Raw genomic sequence first — 16359 nt, forward strand, 5'->3', positions numbered from 1 at the left:
TCTACGGTCAGACGTCAACCCGTCAAAAGTCGGGTGCTCGAGGACTCTGTGTATACAACTCGATCTGGTTCGACACGCGCTCCGCCTTATGGGAGGGGGAGGACGACACGCCGCTCCGTCTCGATGTGTTTGCGCCGGGGCTATACTTCCCGCGTCCGATTGAGATTACTGTGGTGGAGAGTGGCGTCGCGAAACCGCTGCTCTTTAGCCTTGATGTGTTCGACAAAACCGACAAATTCCCAGAGCTGCCGATTGATCAATCCCTTGGCTATTCCGGCCTGCGCCTGCGTGCAGAGCTAGAGACCAAAGGCATCTACACAGAGTTTGCTGTCTTCCAAGGTGCGAGCTATTTTCGTGCGATTGGGACGGGCGATATCTACGGTCTTTCCGCGCGGGGCATTGCGATTGATACGGCGGAGCCATCGGGCGAAGAGTTTCCTGATTTTCGTGCCTTCTGGGTTGAGAAGCCTGTCGCGGGATCCGACACGTTTGTCGTGCATGCCCTACTTGATGGGCCGAGCCTGACGGGGGCGTACCGCTTTGAAGTCACCCACGGCGCACCTCTTAAGATGCGTGTCAGCGCTACGCTTTTCCCGCGTCGCGAGCTGGAAAATATTGGCATCGCGCCGCTTACTTCGATGTTCCAATTTGACGAGACCAATCGCGATCGTTTCTCTGATTTCCGCCCTGCGGTGCACGACTCCGATGGGCTTTTGGTGGTGAACGGCGCTGGGGAAACGTTGTGGCGTCCTTTGGCCAATCCCAAGACGTTGCAAATCAGTGCGTTCGTTGACGACAATCCGAAGGGCTTCGGCCTCATGCAGCGCGCGCGCAAGTTTAGCGATTTTGCAGACCTTGAGGCGCTCTATCACCGTCGTCCCGGTGCGTGGATCGAACCAGGCGAAGGATGGGGCAGGGGTGCTGTCACGCTCATTGAAATTCCCACAGATCGCGAAATTTACTACAACATCGTGGTGCACTGGCGCCCTGAGATACCTCTCGCGGCTGGTTCTGAACATAGCGTGAGCTACACGCTCACTTTTGGTGCTGATAGTGATTATGGCACAGGCGCGCGCGTGCTCAATACGCGCATGGGCAAAGCGTTTGGCGAGGGGATCGTCGCGACGATTGATTTCGAGAAGACGGCTGATATGCCGGATGATCTTTCCTTGATTGAAAAGCTCATTCAAAGCAGCGCGGGCGAGGTGTCTAGCGGCGTCTTGCAGCGCAATCCTGAGACGGGCGGGCCGCGCCTTGCGTTCAAGTTCCACCCCAAGGATGCCAGCCTAATCGAGTTCCGCGCACAATTGCGATTGAACGGCGAAGCGCTGAGTGAAACATGGCTTTACCGGTGGACTGCATAATGCGCTACGCTGCCTCCTTCATGCCGACAAAAGCGCCTTTGCCGATGGCCGCGCAAGCGTTTAAAGAAGCGCCAGAACACGCGCGTGAAGGAGAGAAAAGCCTAAGCGATTTTGCGCTGCGGTTTGTGGCTTTTGCGCCTGCGCTTGGCATTGCGATCCTTCTCAGCTTTGCGATTTTCCAATGGTTCGCGGCTGGTGGCGTGACGCTGCTAGAGCGCGCGATTGTTGCGCTTGTTGGGTTAACGTTTGTTTGGATTTCCTTCTCGGTCATCACCGTTCTGATGGCGCTTGTGCAACGCATGACGCGTCCTTGTCGTTTGGCGCGCACGGGCAGGGGCCCGAGCGAGCGCGTGGCGCTTCTGATCCCCGTTTATCACGAAGACCCCGCAAGCGTGTTCGGCAATGCAAATGCTATGCTGCAAGAGCTCGCGCGCGGCGCGCAACACGACAATTATGCGCTGTTTATTCTGAGCGACACGCGGGACCCTGAGCTTGCGGAAATGGAAGAGCGCGCGTTCTTTTCGCTGCGGCAAAATTGCCCTCTGGGGATGGACGTGTTCTATCGTCGCCGTCTTGTGAATGCCGACAAAAAGGTTGGTAATCTTACCGATTGGATTGAGGGTTGGGGCGGCGCCTATGACGCAATGCTTGTGCTGGATGCGGATAGTTTGATGAGCGGTGGCGCGATCCGTCGTCTCACGCATGAACTCTCTGCAGACCCTGAAGCGGGGCTTATTCAAAGCGTGCCTGTGCTGATCGGCGCGCAGACTTTGTTTGGCCGTATGCAGCAATTCTCGAATGCGGTTTATGGCTGGCTTTTGTCTGAGGGTGTCGCGCTATGGGCGCAAGGAGAGGGCAATTATTGGGGCCACAACGCGATCATTCGCACCCGTGCTTTTGCCCAAAGCGCACGACTGCCGTATCTGCGATCTTTGCGTGGCAAGGACAGCCTGATCCTAAGCCATGATTTCGTCGAGGCAGGTATGCTGCGCCGTGCTGGTTGGCGTGTGAAATTCTTGCCGCGTTTGGGTGGCAGTTATGAAGAAACACCGCAGACTTTGATTGATTATGCGCTGCGCGATCGACGTTGGTGTCTTGGCAACTTGCAACACTTGCGCCTGCTAGGCGCGCGCGGATTTCACCCCATGTCGCGCTTTCACATGTTGCAAGGCGCGGCTGCGTTCTTGTTGTCGCCATTGTGGTTCGCGTTGGTGTTGATCTGGTCGGTACTGGGCATGATGCCAGAGATGATTACGCAGACGTATTTTGTGCCCAGCAATCCGCTTTATCCGATTTGGTCCGGCGCAGATCAGACGCAGGGATGGATTTACATGGCCGTGATTTACACGATGCTTTTGCTGCCCAAACTCATCGGGGCTTTGGCGCTTTGTGCGCGTGGGGACATTCGGCGTGACTACGGTGGCGCAGGGCGGTTCATCGCGACGATGCTGTTCGAAGTGATCTGCGCGATTATCTATGCGCCGATCATGATGGTGCAACAAACGCTTGCCGTATTCAGCGCTGTGAGCGGGCGCGCGGCGACGTGGTCGCCACAGGCGCGCGGGGTCGAGGGATATGATCTTTGGACGACTTTGCGCTTTCACAAGGTGGAGACGTTGTTGGGGCTTTCGCTAAGCTTTGGAATTGCATCAGGCACAGTGCCGCTGAGCTTGTTGCCTGTGGCATTGCCGCTTTTGCTCGCTGTGGCTTTGTCGATGCTCGGCTCGGTTTCTATCGCAAAGGCAAAGCTGAGCTGGATGCGTTTGGAAAGCCCGCACGCTTTGCGTGTTCCGCGTATTGTGAAACGCGCGAATGAAGAGCGTGCAAAGATGCAGCGCGCGTTAGAAACGTCTGAACCGATAGCGATTGCAGCGGAGTAACCGCTTAGAGATTTTCGAACCAATCGAGTGCCATCTTTGCCCAACCTTTCGGGATCACATGACCACCGGGAAAGAGCGCGAGTTCAAGCGCAGAGCCGGGCAAACAACGATCCCATGCGCGCCGCCAAAAGGGGCCGGATGTGTCGAAACGATCCGCTTTGAGATGCACGCAATCATTGGCCGTACGCCAGATTTCCATCGCGTGAAACACATCCCCTTGTGCCAATGCACCCACATCATTGATATCAGTGCCGCGCAGCAAGCGGCCCTCAAGCGGGACGGTTCCATCGCTCCACCCGTGGGTGTGGAGCAGGCGCACATCGCCCTCGCATCCCGTGGGATGCGGCCGCCAGAAGCTACCGCCAATCGGGGCATAGGCCGGGAAGGTGTCGGGCGCGGCGCAGGCAAGATAAGAGGTCATGGAGCCGCCAATAGAAAAACCGGAGAGCAGGATTTTGTCAGGATCAATGCGGTGCTTTGCGATCAGATCATCGCGCACCGAAGTGATGAATGCGATCTCGTCGCGGCGTTGCGCACGATCAGGGTGAAACGACCATGAGCCGCCATTGCGGTCGGGCATTTTCAGGCCGGAAGGGGCGGCCAGAAGATAGCCGCGATCAAGCACGGAATTCGTAAGGCCGGTGTTGCGAAAAACGCCAGCGCCTGAGCCACCGAAACCATGAATGAAGATCACAGCGCTATCGGGCGTTTCCCCGTCAGGCGTGGCAACGAAATATTCACCGTCGGCAACTACGCATGGCGTGTTTGTGGTGCAGGCGGAGGCGGCGGAAATAGCAAAAACGCCACCCATCAGGGCGGCGCTGAGCGTTGTTAGGGTTTTTATGAACATGCGTTCGTCCTTATCCGTTCCAAGCCGTGACGGGGAGTTTGCGCTGTAACCATCCAGGGCCTGCGCGCGAGCCGAGCATACCCTCGGGGATATCAATGATCGGGCCAACATTTGCTTGTACCAACGCGAAAGTCATACGCCGCGAGCGCACGCCGCGTGCACAAATCAATGCGACGGGAAGACCGCCACGCTCAGTTTGTGCGGCACTGACGACTTGGATGAAATCGGGACGGCGCATGTCGATCGGGATGGCCCCTTGGCCGACACCCGTGCGTTTCCATTCATCTGGACGTCGAATGTCTATCAAAAGAATATCTCCGCTGAGCGCTTGTTTATGCGCTTCGACGGGGTCCAAAAACGTGCTCTCAGCGGCGCTGGAACGGGTAGGGGCCAGCGTGTAGCCAGCCCCCAGAACACCTGCACCCGCAAGCCCGATCATCATATGTCTGCGGGTAATGTTCATCGTTATTTCACCGGTGCTGGGGAGGTGAAGCTTGGGATCACGTTTGTGGACGCCGCTGCTGGCTCGATCGACACCCAGTTGCCATCCGCGAGGGTGATGTTGCCCGGAATGTCCTCTTCCCAGAAACCAACCACGTTCTTTGTGATGTTGAGATAAAGCTTGTCATCCACGATGCGCCACAGGTTCGGGTTGCCCGGAACTTTGCCACCTTTGGAGACGCCATATGCGCAGTGGCCATCAAACTGCGGAACATATTTGTCAGGGTTGGCCGTGAACAATTCGCGGTTTGCGGCACTGGAGAAGGCGAATGTTTCGCCGTTGTGCTCGGCTGTGATGCTGGCGTTGCCAGGGATTGCTTGTGATTGGGGCGTGCCAATTTGCGTCTGTGGCAAGCTGAAATAGGCGACAACATCATAGCCGGAAACGGCAAAGCCTGTGTTGTCGATATATTGCGGGCCCGCCCAAGCAAAGCTGGCAGCTGCACTAAAGAATGCAGCAAGAAGGAGGCGTTTCATATTTGGATCCTTTGGAGCAAGTGAGTCGCGCCACCTTAACCGTAAATGGCGTGCGCGAACCCCATGCTCGCTTAGCTGTGATCACACGTGCGAGTGGCGTGAGCGTGATAGGGTGAGGTTATGACGATAATAAGAAAAAGTGAATTTTATCTATGAATGGATCATGTTAGAATTGTTCTAATCACACGAGACTCACGTGTGCATCGCAACACCTAAATCAAAACTTTTTTGGAGGTACTATGGACGGTAACAACATTGGCAAATGCCCAGTCATGCATGGCACAGCAGTGCACGCACGCAACGATGTACGCGGCAACCGCGATTGGTGGCCAAATGCGCTGAACCTGAAAATCCTCAACCAGAACACCAAGCAAACAGACCCGTTTGGTGGTGAGATTGATTACAAGAAAGAGTTCGAAAAGCTCGATCTGGACGCGCTCAAAGCAGATTTGACCGCTTTGATGACCGACAGCCAAGAGTGGTGGCCCGCAGATTATGGTCACTACGGCCCGATGTTCGTGCGCATGACATGGCACGCCGCAGGCACTTACCGCACAGCCGATGGTCGCGGGGGTGGTTCCACAGGACAGCAACGTTTTGCACCGCTCAACAGCTGGCCGGACAACGGCAACCTCGACAAAGCGCGTCGCTTGCTTTGGCCCATCAAGCAAAAATATGGCAACCAGATTTCTTGGGCAGACCTGTTCATTTTGACAGGTAACGTCGCGATGGAATCTATGGGTTTCAAAACATTCGGTTTCGGCGGTGGTCGTGCGGATGTTTGGGAGCCGGAAGAGGACACATACTGGGGCTCTGAGGAAGAGTGGCTGCAAAACTCGGGTGGCGAGAACAGCCGTTACTCTGGTGAGCGCGATCTCGAGAACCCGCTGGCTGCTGTGCAGATGGGTCTGATCTACGTCAACCCCGAGGGCCCAGATGGCAACCCTGACCCGCTCGCATCTGCATACGACATCCGCGATACATTCGCGCGCATGGGCATGGATGACCGTGAGACTGTTGCGCTGGTGGCTGGTGGTCACACATTCGGTAAAGCGCATGGCAATGGCGACGCGAGCCTTGTCGGTGTCGAGCCGGAAGGCGCGCCGTTGCAGCAGATGGGTCTTGGCTGGAAGAACGCCAATGGCACAGGCAAAGGCTATGACACAGTCACGTCTGGGATCGAGGGCGCATGGACGCCAACACCAACGCAGTGGGACCATTCCTATTGGGAGACGCTCTTTGGTTGGGAGTGGGAGCTGACGAAAAGCCCCGCAGGTGCAAACCAGTGGACGGCTGTTGGGGCAGAGGGCACAGTGCCTGACGCGCATGATCCGTCCAAGTCGCACGCACCTATGATGACAACTGCCGACATGGCGCTGCGCATGTTCCCGGATTACGAGAAAATCTCTCGTGAGTTCATGGGCGATCCAGATGCGTTTGCAGATGCTTACGCGCGTGCTTGGTTCAAGTTGCTTCACCGCGATATGGGTCCAAAGGTACGTTACTTGGGTAAAGAAGTCCCTGCCGAAGATCTGATCTGGCAAGACCCGCTTCCAGCACCCACAGGCCGCGCTTTGAGCGATGCTGATGTTGCAGCTCTGAAAGAGGCGATTGCTGGCTCTGATCTGTCTGTCGCTGACATGGTCTCGACCGCTTGGGCGTCTGCCTCCACGTACCGTGGGTCTGACTATCGCGGTGGTGCCAATGGCGCGCGCATTCGTCTAGAGCCACAGCGCTCTTGGGCGGTGAACGAGCCTGCAAAGTTGGAGCGCGTGCTTGGTGTGCTTGAGGGCATTCAAAGCGCATCTTCCAGCGATGTGTCTATGGCCGACTTGATCGTGCTTGCGGGTAACATGGGTGTCGAGCAGGCTGCGAAAGCAGCGGGTCACGATGTGACTGTGCCCTTCACACAAGGTCGTGTGGACGCCAGCCAAGAGCAGACCGACGTCGAAGGTTTCGCCGTTCTTGAGCCGCAGATCGATGGGTTCCGCAACTATGCGCCAAAAGAGTTCTCTGTCTCCGCAGAAGAGCTTTTGGTCGATCGCGCACAACTCTTGACGCTTTCCGCGCCTGAGATGACCGCGCTTGTCGGTGGTCTGCGTGTTCTGGGTGCCAATGTTGATAGCGCGGCACACGGCGTGTTCACGGATCGTGCGGGCCAACTGACGACGGACTTCTTCACGGGTATCACCGACATGAGCGTGGAATGGTCTGCTACGGATGACAGCGAGACGGTTTACGAAGCACGTGATCGTTCCTCTGGCGAGGTGCGCTGGACGGGTACACGCGTTGATCTGGTCTTTGGTGCAAACTCTCAGCTTCGCGCGATGGCAGAGGCCTATGCGCAAAATGATGCTTCAGAGGCGTTTGTGAAAGCGTTTGTTGCGGCTTGGGTCAAAGTCATGGACGCGGACCGTTTCGACGTCGCTTAAGCTTTGGGTGATGTGAATTGAGAAACGCCGGCTCTTTTGGGGCCGGCGTTTTTTGTTATCTGTGGTTCGGGTATAATGAGGTTTATGTTGATTAATTGCAGCCACAATCGGACAAGACCATCAAAGCTAGGACAGGATCCTCTGCAGAGCCATCCATGCCTGCTCCGTGAATTCCGTCGTCCTATTGCCAAGCCCCGCGGCCTTTAGAACGCCCAAAGGCCTCAAAATCTTTGGGCCCAATTACGCGGGGATTGACAGGGACGATTACTGGCCGGGCGCTGCATAGCCACGGCGAATGCGCGACGCGTAAACTAGAAATCCCATACCACCCGAAACCCTTGGTGCGTGGTTGTGCTATCGGGGGAATTGCCGGACCGGGCGGCAATGCGGTAACGGTAGCAATAGCTGCGATGGCAAAGAAATGAACCGCCTTTCAGGACTTTGAAACCGCGCATACTGTCCAGGCTTTTTCGCACGGACTTCTTTAACGACTTCACTTTGTAGGTGTCAGAGGTCCATTCCCAAACATTCCCAATCATGTTGAAAAGACCAAAGGCATTGGGTTCGAAAGACCGTGCAGGTGCCGTCGTTCGCCAGCCATCTGCACATGTATTTTGATTTGGGAATGATCCCTGCCAGATGTTGCAGGGAAAAACCTCAGTATCATCCGGTCCCCGTTCCCCCCAGGGAAAGCGGACATCCCCTTGTCCGGCACGTGCGGCGTGTTCCCATTCTGCTTCGGTAGGTAATCTACCGCCCCTCCAACGCGCGTAAGCCAAAGCATCGTTGTGGGAGACGTGGACAACAGGGTGGTCGGGAGACCAGCAATGTTCTTGCGTGCTAGGTCCGCAGATGTCTTTCCAATTTGAACCATCCACGCGCCGCCACCATTCGACGCCGTCAACGCCTTTAGTGTACCGAAGTTGGGCAGGGATATCAGTCCAGAACACAAACGACCAACCAAATGTCTCCGCCTCCGTGGCATACCCAGTGGCCGCTACGAACTCCGCGAAGTATTTGTTGCTCACGGTCGTTGCGCCAATCCGAAAAGGCTTCAACTTCTTTCTCCGCATCGGGTTTTCACCGTCTCCAAGAATCTGGGGCGCATCCGTGCCCAGGAAAGATGTCCCACCGGGAATGTCGACAGGGTCGATCTCTGCCCGAACCTGCGTTACGTTGTCAGACTGCTGGTATAGCGTATCCTTGCGGCCACCCCTTGTCGGGGTGCAGCACGTCTTTTCAGTGTGTTCGTGATTGATGTTTTCTGTCATCGTCGGGTCCGGCACTGCCGGATCGGTTTTGGCCGCGCGTTTGAGTGAAAAGCCAAAGGCGCGCGTTCTTGTGCTGGAAGCAGGCGGCTCTGATCGTCGGTTTTGGCTGCGACTGCCGGTTGGTTACTTCAAGTCGATCTACAATTCCAAAGTGTCTCACCTCTTCAAAGGCGCGCCGGACGAGGGTATTGCAGGTCGCCAGATGGACGTGCCACGCGGGCGGGTGATTGGCGGGTCCAGTTCTATCAACGGGTTGATCTACATCCGTGGTCAGCAACAGGATTTCGACGACTGGGAGGCACTTGGCGCAGATGGTTGGAGCTACCGCGATGTGCTCATGCATTTTCGAAACGTTGAAAGCTATGATGGCCCGCCCACAGTTTCGCGGGAGCACCGGCCCGCTAGGCGTATCCGATCTGGGCAATGACAACCCCATGTGCGACGCATGGTTGTAGGCAGCGCGGCAAACTGGTTTGCCGGACAATCCTGATTTCAATGCGGAAGAAACCTATGGCATCGGCCGCTACCAGCTGACTTTGAAAGGTCGGTGGCGCGATAGTGCGGCGACTGCCTATTTGCGCCCTGCCCTGCACAGGCCCAATCTGACGTTGCTGAGCCACGCAAGCGTTCTGGGAGTCACATTCGATGGCCCAACAGCGACCGGCGTGCGCTACATACAAAACGGCGTCGAAAAGACAGCCTATGCCGTTCGGGAAGTCATTTTGGCGGCAGGTGCCATTCAGTCTCCACAGCTGTTGCACCTCAGTGGCATTGGCCCCGCTGACGATTTGCGTTCACTTGGCATTCAAGTGCGGCATGACGCGCCCGAAGTAGGCGCCAACCTTCAAGATCATTCGCAAATACGCACCATTGTCGAGCTTGCAGAAGGCAAGCATTCACTCAACACCCAAATTCGAAATCCTTTAAAGGCCGCTGGGTTTGGTCTTGACTGGCTTCTTCGCAGCCATGGCCCGCTTACGGTCGGCGCAGGACAAGTAGGCGGTGCCGCATGCAGCGCACTGGCCGAGAATGGCCGTCCTGACATACAGCTTTTTGTCATGCCTCTGTCTGTCGGCAAACCCGGTGCACCTCTGCAATGCGATCCAAGGTTCACCGTCTCACACATCGCTGCCACATCCTCGAAACAGGCAACGACAGCTACCGCTTCAAGGCCAGTTCAGAAGCTGCAAAGAAAACCACAAAGGAGGCCACCACATTGACCAAAGCATAGCTACCGATACATAACTAAGAGCGGGTCAAATCTCGGTGACAATACCGGGTCAGTTCTCAGTGACATTCAACACCGCTGGCTCATACCCTCGCTACGCGCGAGCCTGACCTTCAGATAAAGTTCCACGGTGTATATCTCCCCGCCCTCCCTGTAGCCACAAGAAGGGAAAAGTGGACGACTTTTACGCCGCCCGCACCACCAATATGGCGGCGCTACCGTGGTCTAATTTTGCACCGCCGTTCTCACTAAATGCTGAAATATTGTAGGTAGATGCACTTTTTTCTTGTTTTTGAGACAATTTTCACGATACTTAAAAAATAATTTTTTATAGCTCATTTGTTTTGAGTTGGAACTATTATTTGGCCGCATCCCAACTTCAGTGGTCAATAGTAAAGAGGAGATACAAATGAATACTCAAAGATTTCTGCGTACAACGGCGCTTGTTTCGCCTATAATGGCGTTTGCGCTAACCCCGAGTGTGGGCTTTGCTGATCTGCAAATTGTCGAATCTGATTCGATCCAGATCACGCAGTCTGCGGACACCAAGGACAGTTTATCTAACACTGCTTCTGTAACTTTAGATGGTGATGTTACTTCTATTATGGCTGTTGGTGGTAGTGGCAACATTGCACAAGCGGGTGACGGTAACTCAGCAGAATTTGTTGTTGATGGAAGTTATAACACGATTTATTTTGCTCAGATTGGTAACTCAGTTGTTACTATGAATATCGCTGGAGATCAAAATACTGTTACTCTTAACGAATTTGGCGGAAATGAGGGCAGAAGCGCAACTCTCGACCTGATCATGAGTGGAGATGGCAATGATCTGGAAATTGGATCTAGCGAGATGTACGCCGTCGCCAGTTTGCTTGATATTGATTTAACTGACTCAAACTATGCGATCGTTAAGGTCACATATTCTGACTATTCTACCATAGTAGCAGATATAATGGGTGATGGTTCTAACGTTACAATAAATCAGAATTCAAGCGGTTCGTATGGTGAGACCGAGTATTTCACAAACAGTGTTCAACTTTTTGTAGACGGTGTGACAGATCGAAATTACGTCTACATCAATCAGTACGGAAATGGAAATAATGTTGTTGCGTCCGTAGTCGGTGGGGGGAACACCGTAAACGTTTTCCAGTATAATTATGATTATATGATGATGCAGGAAAATAATGCGGAAACGAGAGTTGACGTGAACGGCGATGGCAACTCCGTATCCATCACCAGCGACAATGATATGATGTATTATGATCCATATTATTATGAAATGATGTATTATGATCCATATTATTATGAAATGATGAGTTATAAATTTGCTGAAGTTTCGGTCGTAGGTAATGACAATACCGTAGACGCTAGGGCCATAGACTATTTAAACGTGAGCGTGGCCGGATCATTCAACAACGTATATTCGTATTCAAGTGATAGCAATATTATTGTTAATGGTTCTGGAAATGAAGTAACTCATAATTATAACTCTGACACGATGTACATGTACGACATTATGTACATGGACCCTTATTATTACAACGAAATGGGTCGTTCATGGGCTAGTACGAAGATCTATGGTGACGCCAATAACGTCAATCTAAGTTTTGATTCCTATGGAGTTTCGATGGGGTCATCGGTGTCTATCAACGGGTCGTTTAATAATCTCGGGTTCAGTTTTTACGATGATAATTACGGAATGTACGGCTTAGGCTATCGTGATATAAATGCTACAGTGTCAGGGGATGGAAACTCACTGGTGTCTACAGGATACGTTAACTCAGGTTCTGGAATGGAGTCCGGTGAATATCTGACGTTTGATATAGACGGTAATGACAATGACATATCCTTTGGGGCAATTCAAACAGTTGGATTAGATGTTGACGTAACAGGCGATGCAAACGGTCTGAATTTTTATAATACTGATAACATATATGCAAGCATTTACGGAGATTCGAATTCGATATCCGTGACTGACACATCTAGCTCAAATAACATGTTATATAATATCTCTGGTTCCGATAATTCAGTCAATGTATCAAACATTTTCACTACATTACTTGATGTAGGCATTATCGGAAACTCTAACGATGTCGACGTTTCTGGCGTAGATGAGCTAGATTTAAACGTATCAATCGACGGATCTGGCAACAGCTACAAACAAGAAATGGATGATTTCTATGCTGATAACTCGTTCTCATTTACAGTTAATGCTGAAATAATCGGTGATTATAATTCAATAATAGTGTCCTCAGTACCCGAATACGCCTTCTCATCACTTGATTTAAATATTGGGGGATACTCTAATGCGTTGACCGTAACTGGAATAGGTTCTGATTACCTTGCAGATGCCTCATCAATGCTTGTCGAAATTTATGGTAACGATAACACAGTCGAACTTCTCGCAGGACCGTCAGCTGAACTGTCCGTATTTGGCTCTGAGTACTCTATGAATTTGAACTACGATATCGATTTGGGTACCTATGTTAATACAATAACAAATGTTGGTTATGGTAATGTAACTGTGACCACGGCAGATGGGGAAGTAAGCATAGACGCAATTTAATTCAGTTGTGAAATGAAAAATAGCCTACTGCCTTTCACAAGGCGGTAAGCTTTTTCTAAAAACTGAAGGCTAAGATACCAGAATTAGTTTTTATTATAACGTGGAATGTTTTTGACAGACTAAGAATGAATGTATCAAAAATATACCTGCGGCAAAATGGGACATTAACTAGGTAAGCTCCGAAAACGTAGCAGCCTAAAAACGGGCGTTTAAATGAAACAGTGTATGCTAATACTATTAATATCTTTGGCTACGGGCTGTGCTGGAGTTGAAAAGCCGCAATTAATACAACAACAAAAACCTAACTATGCTAAGGATTGGTTGACTTCGCATAGTGTTTCAAAAACTGAAAAAATCCACCGGATAGCTGTTCTAGAAATACAAGACAAAACGGGATCGTTAGAAACACCTGCTGGATCAAGGAGTGTAAGTCAGGGCCTGACTGAGCTTATCAAGCATTTATTGAACAAAGATCCTTACTCTAAATTTATTTCCCAGCACGATCGCCAAAACTTAGACGCCCTGCTAAGAGAACGATCAATTGCTGAACTTTTTAATAAAGATGCTGAAAACGTAACAAGCTCAAGTAGGCTTAATACGCTGATTTCACCGGCCGTGGACACTGTACAGCTTTCTAAGTTATTGCCGGTTGAAATCTTAATTAGTGGCGCTGTTGTGGGGTACGATAAGACCATAAGAGATACTACAAAGGGACTGTCCGTCAATGTTTTTCGTGCTAGTGAGAAAACCTCGATAGATGAAGTGGAGTTGACCCTCTTTTTTACAGACGTTGAGACTGGTGAAGTTTTTGGTTCTTTTAGCAGCAGGCAAAAGATAAGATCGTCAACAAATGGTGTTGGGTATCTTGGCTATCCCTCGAGAGATTTATTATTTGAGATTGAATCTGGTTGGACTGCTAATGAGTCAATAACTCTAGCTCTTTTGGCAGCATCAGAAGAATGCTTAGCTTACTTGACTAGAAAATTACATTTGGAGAAAGTGTGATGTTTGGAAGAATACTTTTATTGTTAGTTCTTAGTGCTTCTGCTGCCCATTCCGAAAGGTTGCGGTCAAGTTTTGTAAGTCCAACATTTGGTGGCAATCCAATTTTAAACACTTATTTGATGACCAGAGCCGAAAACTTTCGACCAGCTGCCGCCGTTCCAGAGGTTGTGGAGCGAACACAAGGTGACTATTTCCTTGAACAATTGCAGAGACGAGCACTATCGACCTTATCAACCGGAATTTTATCTGAATTGTCTGATCCGACAGGACAAGAATCTGGATCGTATTTCTTTGATGATTTCACTCTTAGCTATGATAGGCTTGATGATGAAATTGTAATATCTATTATTTCTGGGGATACCGTCACCGCAATTACGCTGCCATCTTATACATTTGAAGCCAAATAATTGACCTGTTTGCCAAGTATCCCCCAGTTTAGCGAGGAGCCTTTTGGAGTAAATCATTTGCCTAAGGCTACCAATTTGTTCCAGCGTAATATTACTGGCACCCTATAGGCATACTTAGAGCCTAATGTACGTACACGTTTGCATGGGTTGTCAATTCGTAGACCACAGCGTTGTTCACCCCAACGAGCCTTCATTCGCCGCACGGTTGTAGCTTGCCAAGTTTTGGAACGGCCTGATGGCGTCTGTACTCCACGTTCAGTGAGGAACCTTGCGAGTGCCTTTGCTGGTGCGTTGGGTAACAGTCCACAGTCCTCAATGAACTGCTTCATCTTCTGCGCTGTCTCTGTCGCCTTGGCCTTCTTGCCCTCAGCAGCCTTCAAGCAATCCTCACGTATGTGTGTGCGCCTCGCACCGTCTTGATACGTGGGTTTTCCTCCATGATCTCGTACATTAGGTCAGTGTTTTCTGCGGCCCACATAGCTGCTTGCTCATCTAAGTGGTAGGGAATTTCCTTGATCAAGTTGATCGAGTAGATTTTCTCTTGCTTCCACTTACCAAACCCCTTGTCGTCGTCATAAAACAGACCACGGCCCTTGTTCAGCGCTTTTCCGTAGGTCAACCAGCTTAAAATAACCTCAGCCTCACCTTTACTTACACCCTCAATCCCACGAACAGCCTCAGCTACAATTTTATCAAGCTCTAGCTGTCTGCTGTTGTGACCTGTGCTTGGTGCATCAAGCAGCTTCAGTATTCAGTATCCTATGGACAGACATACGGCTGATGCCCATCTGCTCAGCAATCTTGTAGGTGCTGTTACCCTCAGCCTTCAACTGATGAACCTTCACCCTATCAATGCGCTTCTTGGTGCCTTTGTAGACGCCTTTGGCCTTTGCCTTGGCAATGCCCTCAGCTTGACGTTTCTTGATGATGTTACGTTCAAACTCAGCAAAGGCCCCCATCATTTGCAACTGTAGCTTAGCAAAAGCATCATCTGCCTCAGCAGAGAAGGTCAGGCGTTCAGATAGAAAGCTGATAGAGACGCCCTTGTCGTTCAGAGTGCTGATGATGTCCTGAAGGTCTCGCAGGTCTCTTGCCAGCCTGTCGATGGAATAGACGACAACAGCATCACCTTCACGGGCATACTCAATCATAGCCTGAAGTGCTGGCCGATCTTTAGCTGACTTACCCGACAGCTTCTCCTCAAAGACCTTATCAACTTGCCCGAGGTCCTGTCGATCTAAGTTCTGACCTTCGCTTGAAACACGCCTGTATCCGATAACTGACATAGCAGCCCCTTATAGTAATATTTGATACTAGACTACAGTGATTCTAGTCACATCAGCAAGGAAAATAATCCTAATGTTACCCTCGAACCAGTAACACAATAACAGCACCAATACCCTACACCCCATGTTACTGCCGAGAAGGGCTGATGGGCGATCACGTGTGAAGTTACATCCAACTAGCTAGATGGCTTTCACACGAACCTGCTGACATGCGGATGCAGGAGAATGTTAGCCGTAGTATCCACCAAGGGAATATGCCTGAGACTGGAAGTTTATCAATGCCAAGTTATCTCTGCTCTAACAACAAAGGAACACATCCAATGGCAAATCTAGAAGTGTTATATAACGATGACTGCCCAATATGCAGTAGAGAGATAAAGCATTATGCAGGTCTTTCGGGTGATGATGTGACCTTTGTTAAAATTACTGAGCAGTCAGCGGCTGATTGGGGGCTTACGGAAGAACAGGCTGCAAAACAAATACATGCTAGGTCAGGTGGGAATGTGACTGTGGGCGTAGATGCCTTCGTGTCTGTCTGGCAGAGACTTCCGTATTATCGGTCACTTTCATTGATCGTCGGCTGGCGACCCATCAGGTTCATCACTGATATTGTTTATCGGAATGTCTTAGCTCCATTATTGTTTGCGATGCACAAAAGACGGCAGAGACGGCAAGTAAATTCACCCAGATAACGACCGATACCTTCAGGGGAATTTGAGCCGTCTTATCCACCGAGGGAATATGCCCCATCGTGGAAATTAGCCTTTTGGAAAGAAACGACAGGAAGGCAGCAGGTTCAGCCTCAAGATGGTCGTTCTGATACGGGTGATTGGTCTTTACTGAAGTATCATAGGAGATCGACTGAACGCCTGATAAGTCTTTGTTGGTGAGGCTGATAATTCGTACTGATGTGGGTAAGCTATTAAGGTGTTTGATAACATAAAATCAAGGACTTGGACTGCGTGCTGAAGCTGCTTGCTCCATTCATTTCTACAGGTGGCTTTGCCTCATTGAAGTGGTCCTACTAATTCGGACATGTTTGTGGCTCAGCTAAGATGTAATCGGGTTGGTTTCATGCCGCCTTCTGGGTTC

14 protein-coding genes and 2 pseudogenes are annotated in these 16359 nt (G+C 51.2%); 10 read left to right on the plus strand and 6 right to left on the minus strand.

What is annotated here, in order from left to right; genetic code table 11:
- Both PFRI_RS18895 and mdoH read left to right on the plus strand, forming a co-directional pair.
- The coding region (locus tag PFRI_RS18895; RefSeq protein WP_072632260.1) for an OpgD/OpgG family glucan biosynthesis protein at nucleotides 1-1364 on the plus strand (1364 nt) is incomplete at its 5' end.
- On the plus strand, nucleotides 1364-3244 hold the full coding sequence (gene mdoH, locus PFRI_RS18900; protein WP_072632261.1) for a glucans biosynthesis glucosyltransferase MdoH: 1881 nt from the start codon (nucleotides 1364-1366) through the stop codon (nucleotides 3242-3244). The genes PFRI_RS18895 and mdoH, both read left to right, overlap by 1 nt.
- Before the next feature lie 4 nt (nucleotides 3245-3248).
- Here mdoH and PFRI_RS18905 read toward each other — a convergent pair whose 3' ends face one another.
- Genes PFRI_RS18905 through PFRI_RS18915 form a run of 3 tightly spaced genes read right to left on the minus strand, consistent with a single transcriptional unit; the run spans nucleotide 3249 to nucleotide 5072 of the window.
- Nucleotides 3249-4094 carry a CE1 family esterase gene (locus tag PFRI_RS18905; protein WP_072632262.1) on the minus strand — a complete coding sequence of 282 codons (846 nt, stop codon included), beginning with the start codon at nucleotides 4092-4094 and terminating at the stop codon, nucleotides 3249-3251.
- 10 nt (nucleotides 4095-4104) lie between these two features.
- A complete protein-coding gene (locus PFRI_RS18910; RefSeq protein WP_072632263.1) occupies nucleotides 4105-4557 on the minus strand; it encodes a rhodanese-like domain-containing protein in 453 nt (150 codons plus the stop codon).
- Between the two features lie 2 nt (nucleotides 4558-4559).
- A complete protein-coding gene (locus PFRI_RS18915) occupies nucleotides 4560-5072 on the minus strand; it encodes a YHS domain-containing (seleno)protein (protein WP_072632264.1) in 513 nt (170 codons plus the stop codon).
- Nucleotides 5073-5311: 239 nt separating this feature from the next.
- Between PFRI_RS18915 and katG the strand changes: the two genes are divergently transcribed.
- Nucleotides 5312-7504: a catalase/peroxidase HPI gene (gene katG, locus PFRI_RS18920; RefSeq protein ID WP_072632265.1), complete on the plus strand. Its 2193-nt coding sequence runs from the start codon at nucleotides 5312-5314 to the stop codon at nucleotides 7502-7504.
- Nucleotides 7505-7815: 311 nt separating this feature from the next.
- On the opposite strand, the gene PFRI_RS18925 is transcribed toward katG, so the two are convergent.
- Nucleotides 7816-8775 carry a formylglycine-generating enzyme family protein gene (locus PFRI_RS18925; RefSeq protein WP_072632266.1) on the minus strand — a complete coding sequence of 320 codons (960 nt, stop codon included), beginning with the start codon at nucleotides 8773-8775 and terminating at the stop codon, nucleotides 7816-7818.
- On the opposite strand from PFRI_RS18925, the gene PFRI_RS21900 reads away from it, so the two are divergent.
- The 6 genes and pseudogenes from PFRI_RS21900 (at nucleotide 8762) to PFRI_RS18950 (ending at nucleotide 13981) form a co-directional block, all read left to right on the plus strand.
- Nucleotides 8762-9202 carry a GMC family oxidoreductase N-terminal domain-containing protein gene (locus PFRI_RS21900; protein ID WP_072632267.1) on the plus strand — a complete coding sequence of 147 codons (441 nt, stop codon included), beginning with the start codon at nucleotides 8762-8764 and terminating at the stop codon, nucleotides 9200-9202. The two genes, PFRI_RS18925 and PFRI_RS21900, sit on opposite strands and share 14 nt — an antisense overlap.
- 46 nt (nucleotides 9203-9248) lie before the next feature.
- A pseudogene (locus PFRI_RS21905) lies at nucleotides 9249-9572 on the plus strand (GMC family oxidoreductase N-terminal domain-containing protein); the annotation flags it as partial.
- Between the two features lie 317 nt (nucleotides 9573-9889).
- A pseudogene (locus PFRI_RS22010) lies at nucleotides 9890-10006 on the plus strand (ATP-binding protein); the annotation flags it as partial.
- A gap of 406 nt (nucleotides 10007-10412) precedes the next feature.
- Nucleotides 10413-12569 (plus strand): hypothetical protein, encoded by a 2157-nt coding sequence (locus PFRI_RS18940; RefSeq protein ID WP_072632269.1) that lies wholly within the window; start codon nucleotides 10413-10415, stop codon nucleotides 12567-12569.
- Between the two features lie 213 nt (nucleotides 12570-12782).
- Nucleotides 12783-13574: a CsgG/HfaB family protein gene (locus PFRI_RS18945; protein WP_084649769.1), complete on the plus strand. Its 792-nt coding sequence runs from the start codon at nucleotides 12783-12785 to the stop codon at nucleotides 13572-13574.
- Nucleotides 13574-13981 (plus strand): curli assembly protein CsgF, encoded by a 408-nt coding sequence (locus PFRI_RS18950; protein WP_072632271.1) that lies wholly within the window; start codon nucleotides 13574-13576, stop codon nucleotides 13979-13981. The genes PFRI_RS18945 and PFRI_RS18950 overlap by 1 nt, the downstream gene beginning before the upstream one ends.
- 376 nt (nucleotides 13982-14357) lie before the next feature.
- Here PFRI_RS18950 and PFRI_RS18955 read toward each other — a convergent pair whose 3' ends face one another.
- On the minus strand, nucleotides 14358-14600 hold the full coding sequence (locus PFRI_RS18955; RefSeq protein ID WP_072632272.1) for a hypothetical protein: 243 nt from the start codon (nucleotides 14598-14600) through the stop codon (nucleotides 14358-14360).
- Nucleotides 14601-14715: 115 nt separating this feature from the next.
- Nucleotides 14716-15267, minus strand: coding sequence for a recombinase family protein (locus PFRI_RS18960; RefSeq protein WP_072632273.1), 552 nt, complete (start codon nucleotides 15265-15267; stop codon nucleotides 14716-14718).
- A gap of 320 nt (nucleotides 15268-15587) precedes the next feature.
- On the opposite strand from PFRI_RS18960, the gene PFRI_RS18965 reads away from it, so the two are divergent.
- Entirely contained in the window at nucleotides 15588-15959 is a 372-nt protein-coding gene (locus PFRI_RS18965; RefSeq protein ID WP_072632274.1) for a thiol-disulfide oxidoreductase DCC family protein, read from the plus strand.
- Nucleotides 15960-16359 lie beyond the last annotated feature (400 nt).

Origin of the sequence: Planktotalea frisia (genome assembly GCF_001890925.1) — a bacterium.
Classification (GTDB): Bacteria; Pseudomonadota; Alphaproteobacteria; order Rhodobacterales; family Rhodobacteraceae; genus Planktotalea; species Planktotalea frisia.

What these genes read in the sequence shown, in the direction of transcription:
- mdoH (WP_072632261.1), top strand. Translation starts at nt 1,364, where the DNA reads ATGCGCTACGCTGCCTCCTTCATGCCGACAAAAGCGCCTTTGCCGATG.
- PFRI_RS18905 (WP_072632262.1), bottom strand. Translation starts at nt 4,094, where the DNA reads ATGTTCATAAAAACCCTAACAACGCTCAGCGCCGCCCTGATGGGTGGC.
- PFRI_RS18910 (WP_072632263.1), bottom strand. Translation starts at nt 4,557, where the DNA reads ATGAACATTACCCGCAGACATATGATGATCGGGCTTGCGGGTGCAGGT.
- PFRI_RS18915 (WP_072632264.1), bottom strand. Translation starts at nt 5,072, where the DNA reads ATGAAACGCCTCCTTCTTGCTGCATTCTTTAGTGCAGCTGCCAGCTTT.
- katG (WP_072632265.1), top strand. Translation starts at nt 5,312, where the DNA reads ATGGACGGTAACAACATTGGCAAATGCCCAGTCATGCATGGCACAGCA.
- PFRI_RS21900 (WP_072632267.1), top strand. Translation starts at nt 8,762, where the DNA reads ATGTTTTCTGTCATCGTCGGGTCCGGCACTGCCGGATCGGTTTTGGCC.
- PFRI_RS18925 (WP_072632266.1), bottom strand. Translation starts at nt 8,775, where the DNA reads ATGACAGAAAACATCAATCACGAACACACTGAAAAGACGTGCTGCACC.
- PFRI_RS18940 (WP_072632269.1), top strand. Translation starts at nt 10,413, where the DNA reads ATGAATACTCAAAGATTTCTGCGTACAACGGCGCTTGTTTCGCCTATA.
- PFRI_RS18945 (WP_084649769.1), top strand. Translation starts at nt 12,783, where the DNA reads ATGAAACAGTGTATGCTAATACTATTAATATCTTTGGCTACGGGCTGT.
- PFRI_RS18950 (WP_072632271.1), top strand. Translation starts at nt 13,574, where the DNA reads ATGTTTGGAAGAATACTTTTATTGTTAGTTCTTAGTGCTTCTGCTGCC.
- PFRI_RS18960 (WP_072632273.1), bottom strand. Translation starts at nt 15,267, where the DNA reads ATGTCAGTTATCGGATACAGGCGTGTTTCAAGCGAAGGTCAGAACTTA.
- PFRI_RS18965 (WP_072632274.1), top strand. Translation starts at nt 15,588, where the DNA reads ATGGCAAATCTAGAAGTGTTATATAACGATGACTGCCCAATATGCAGT.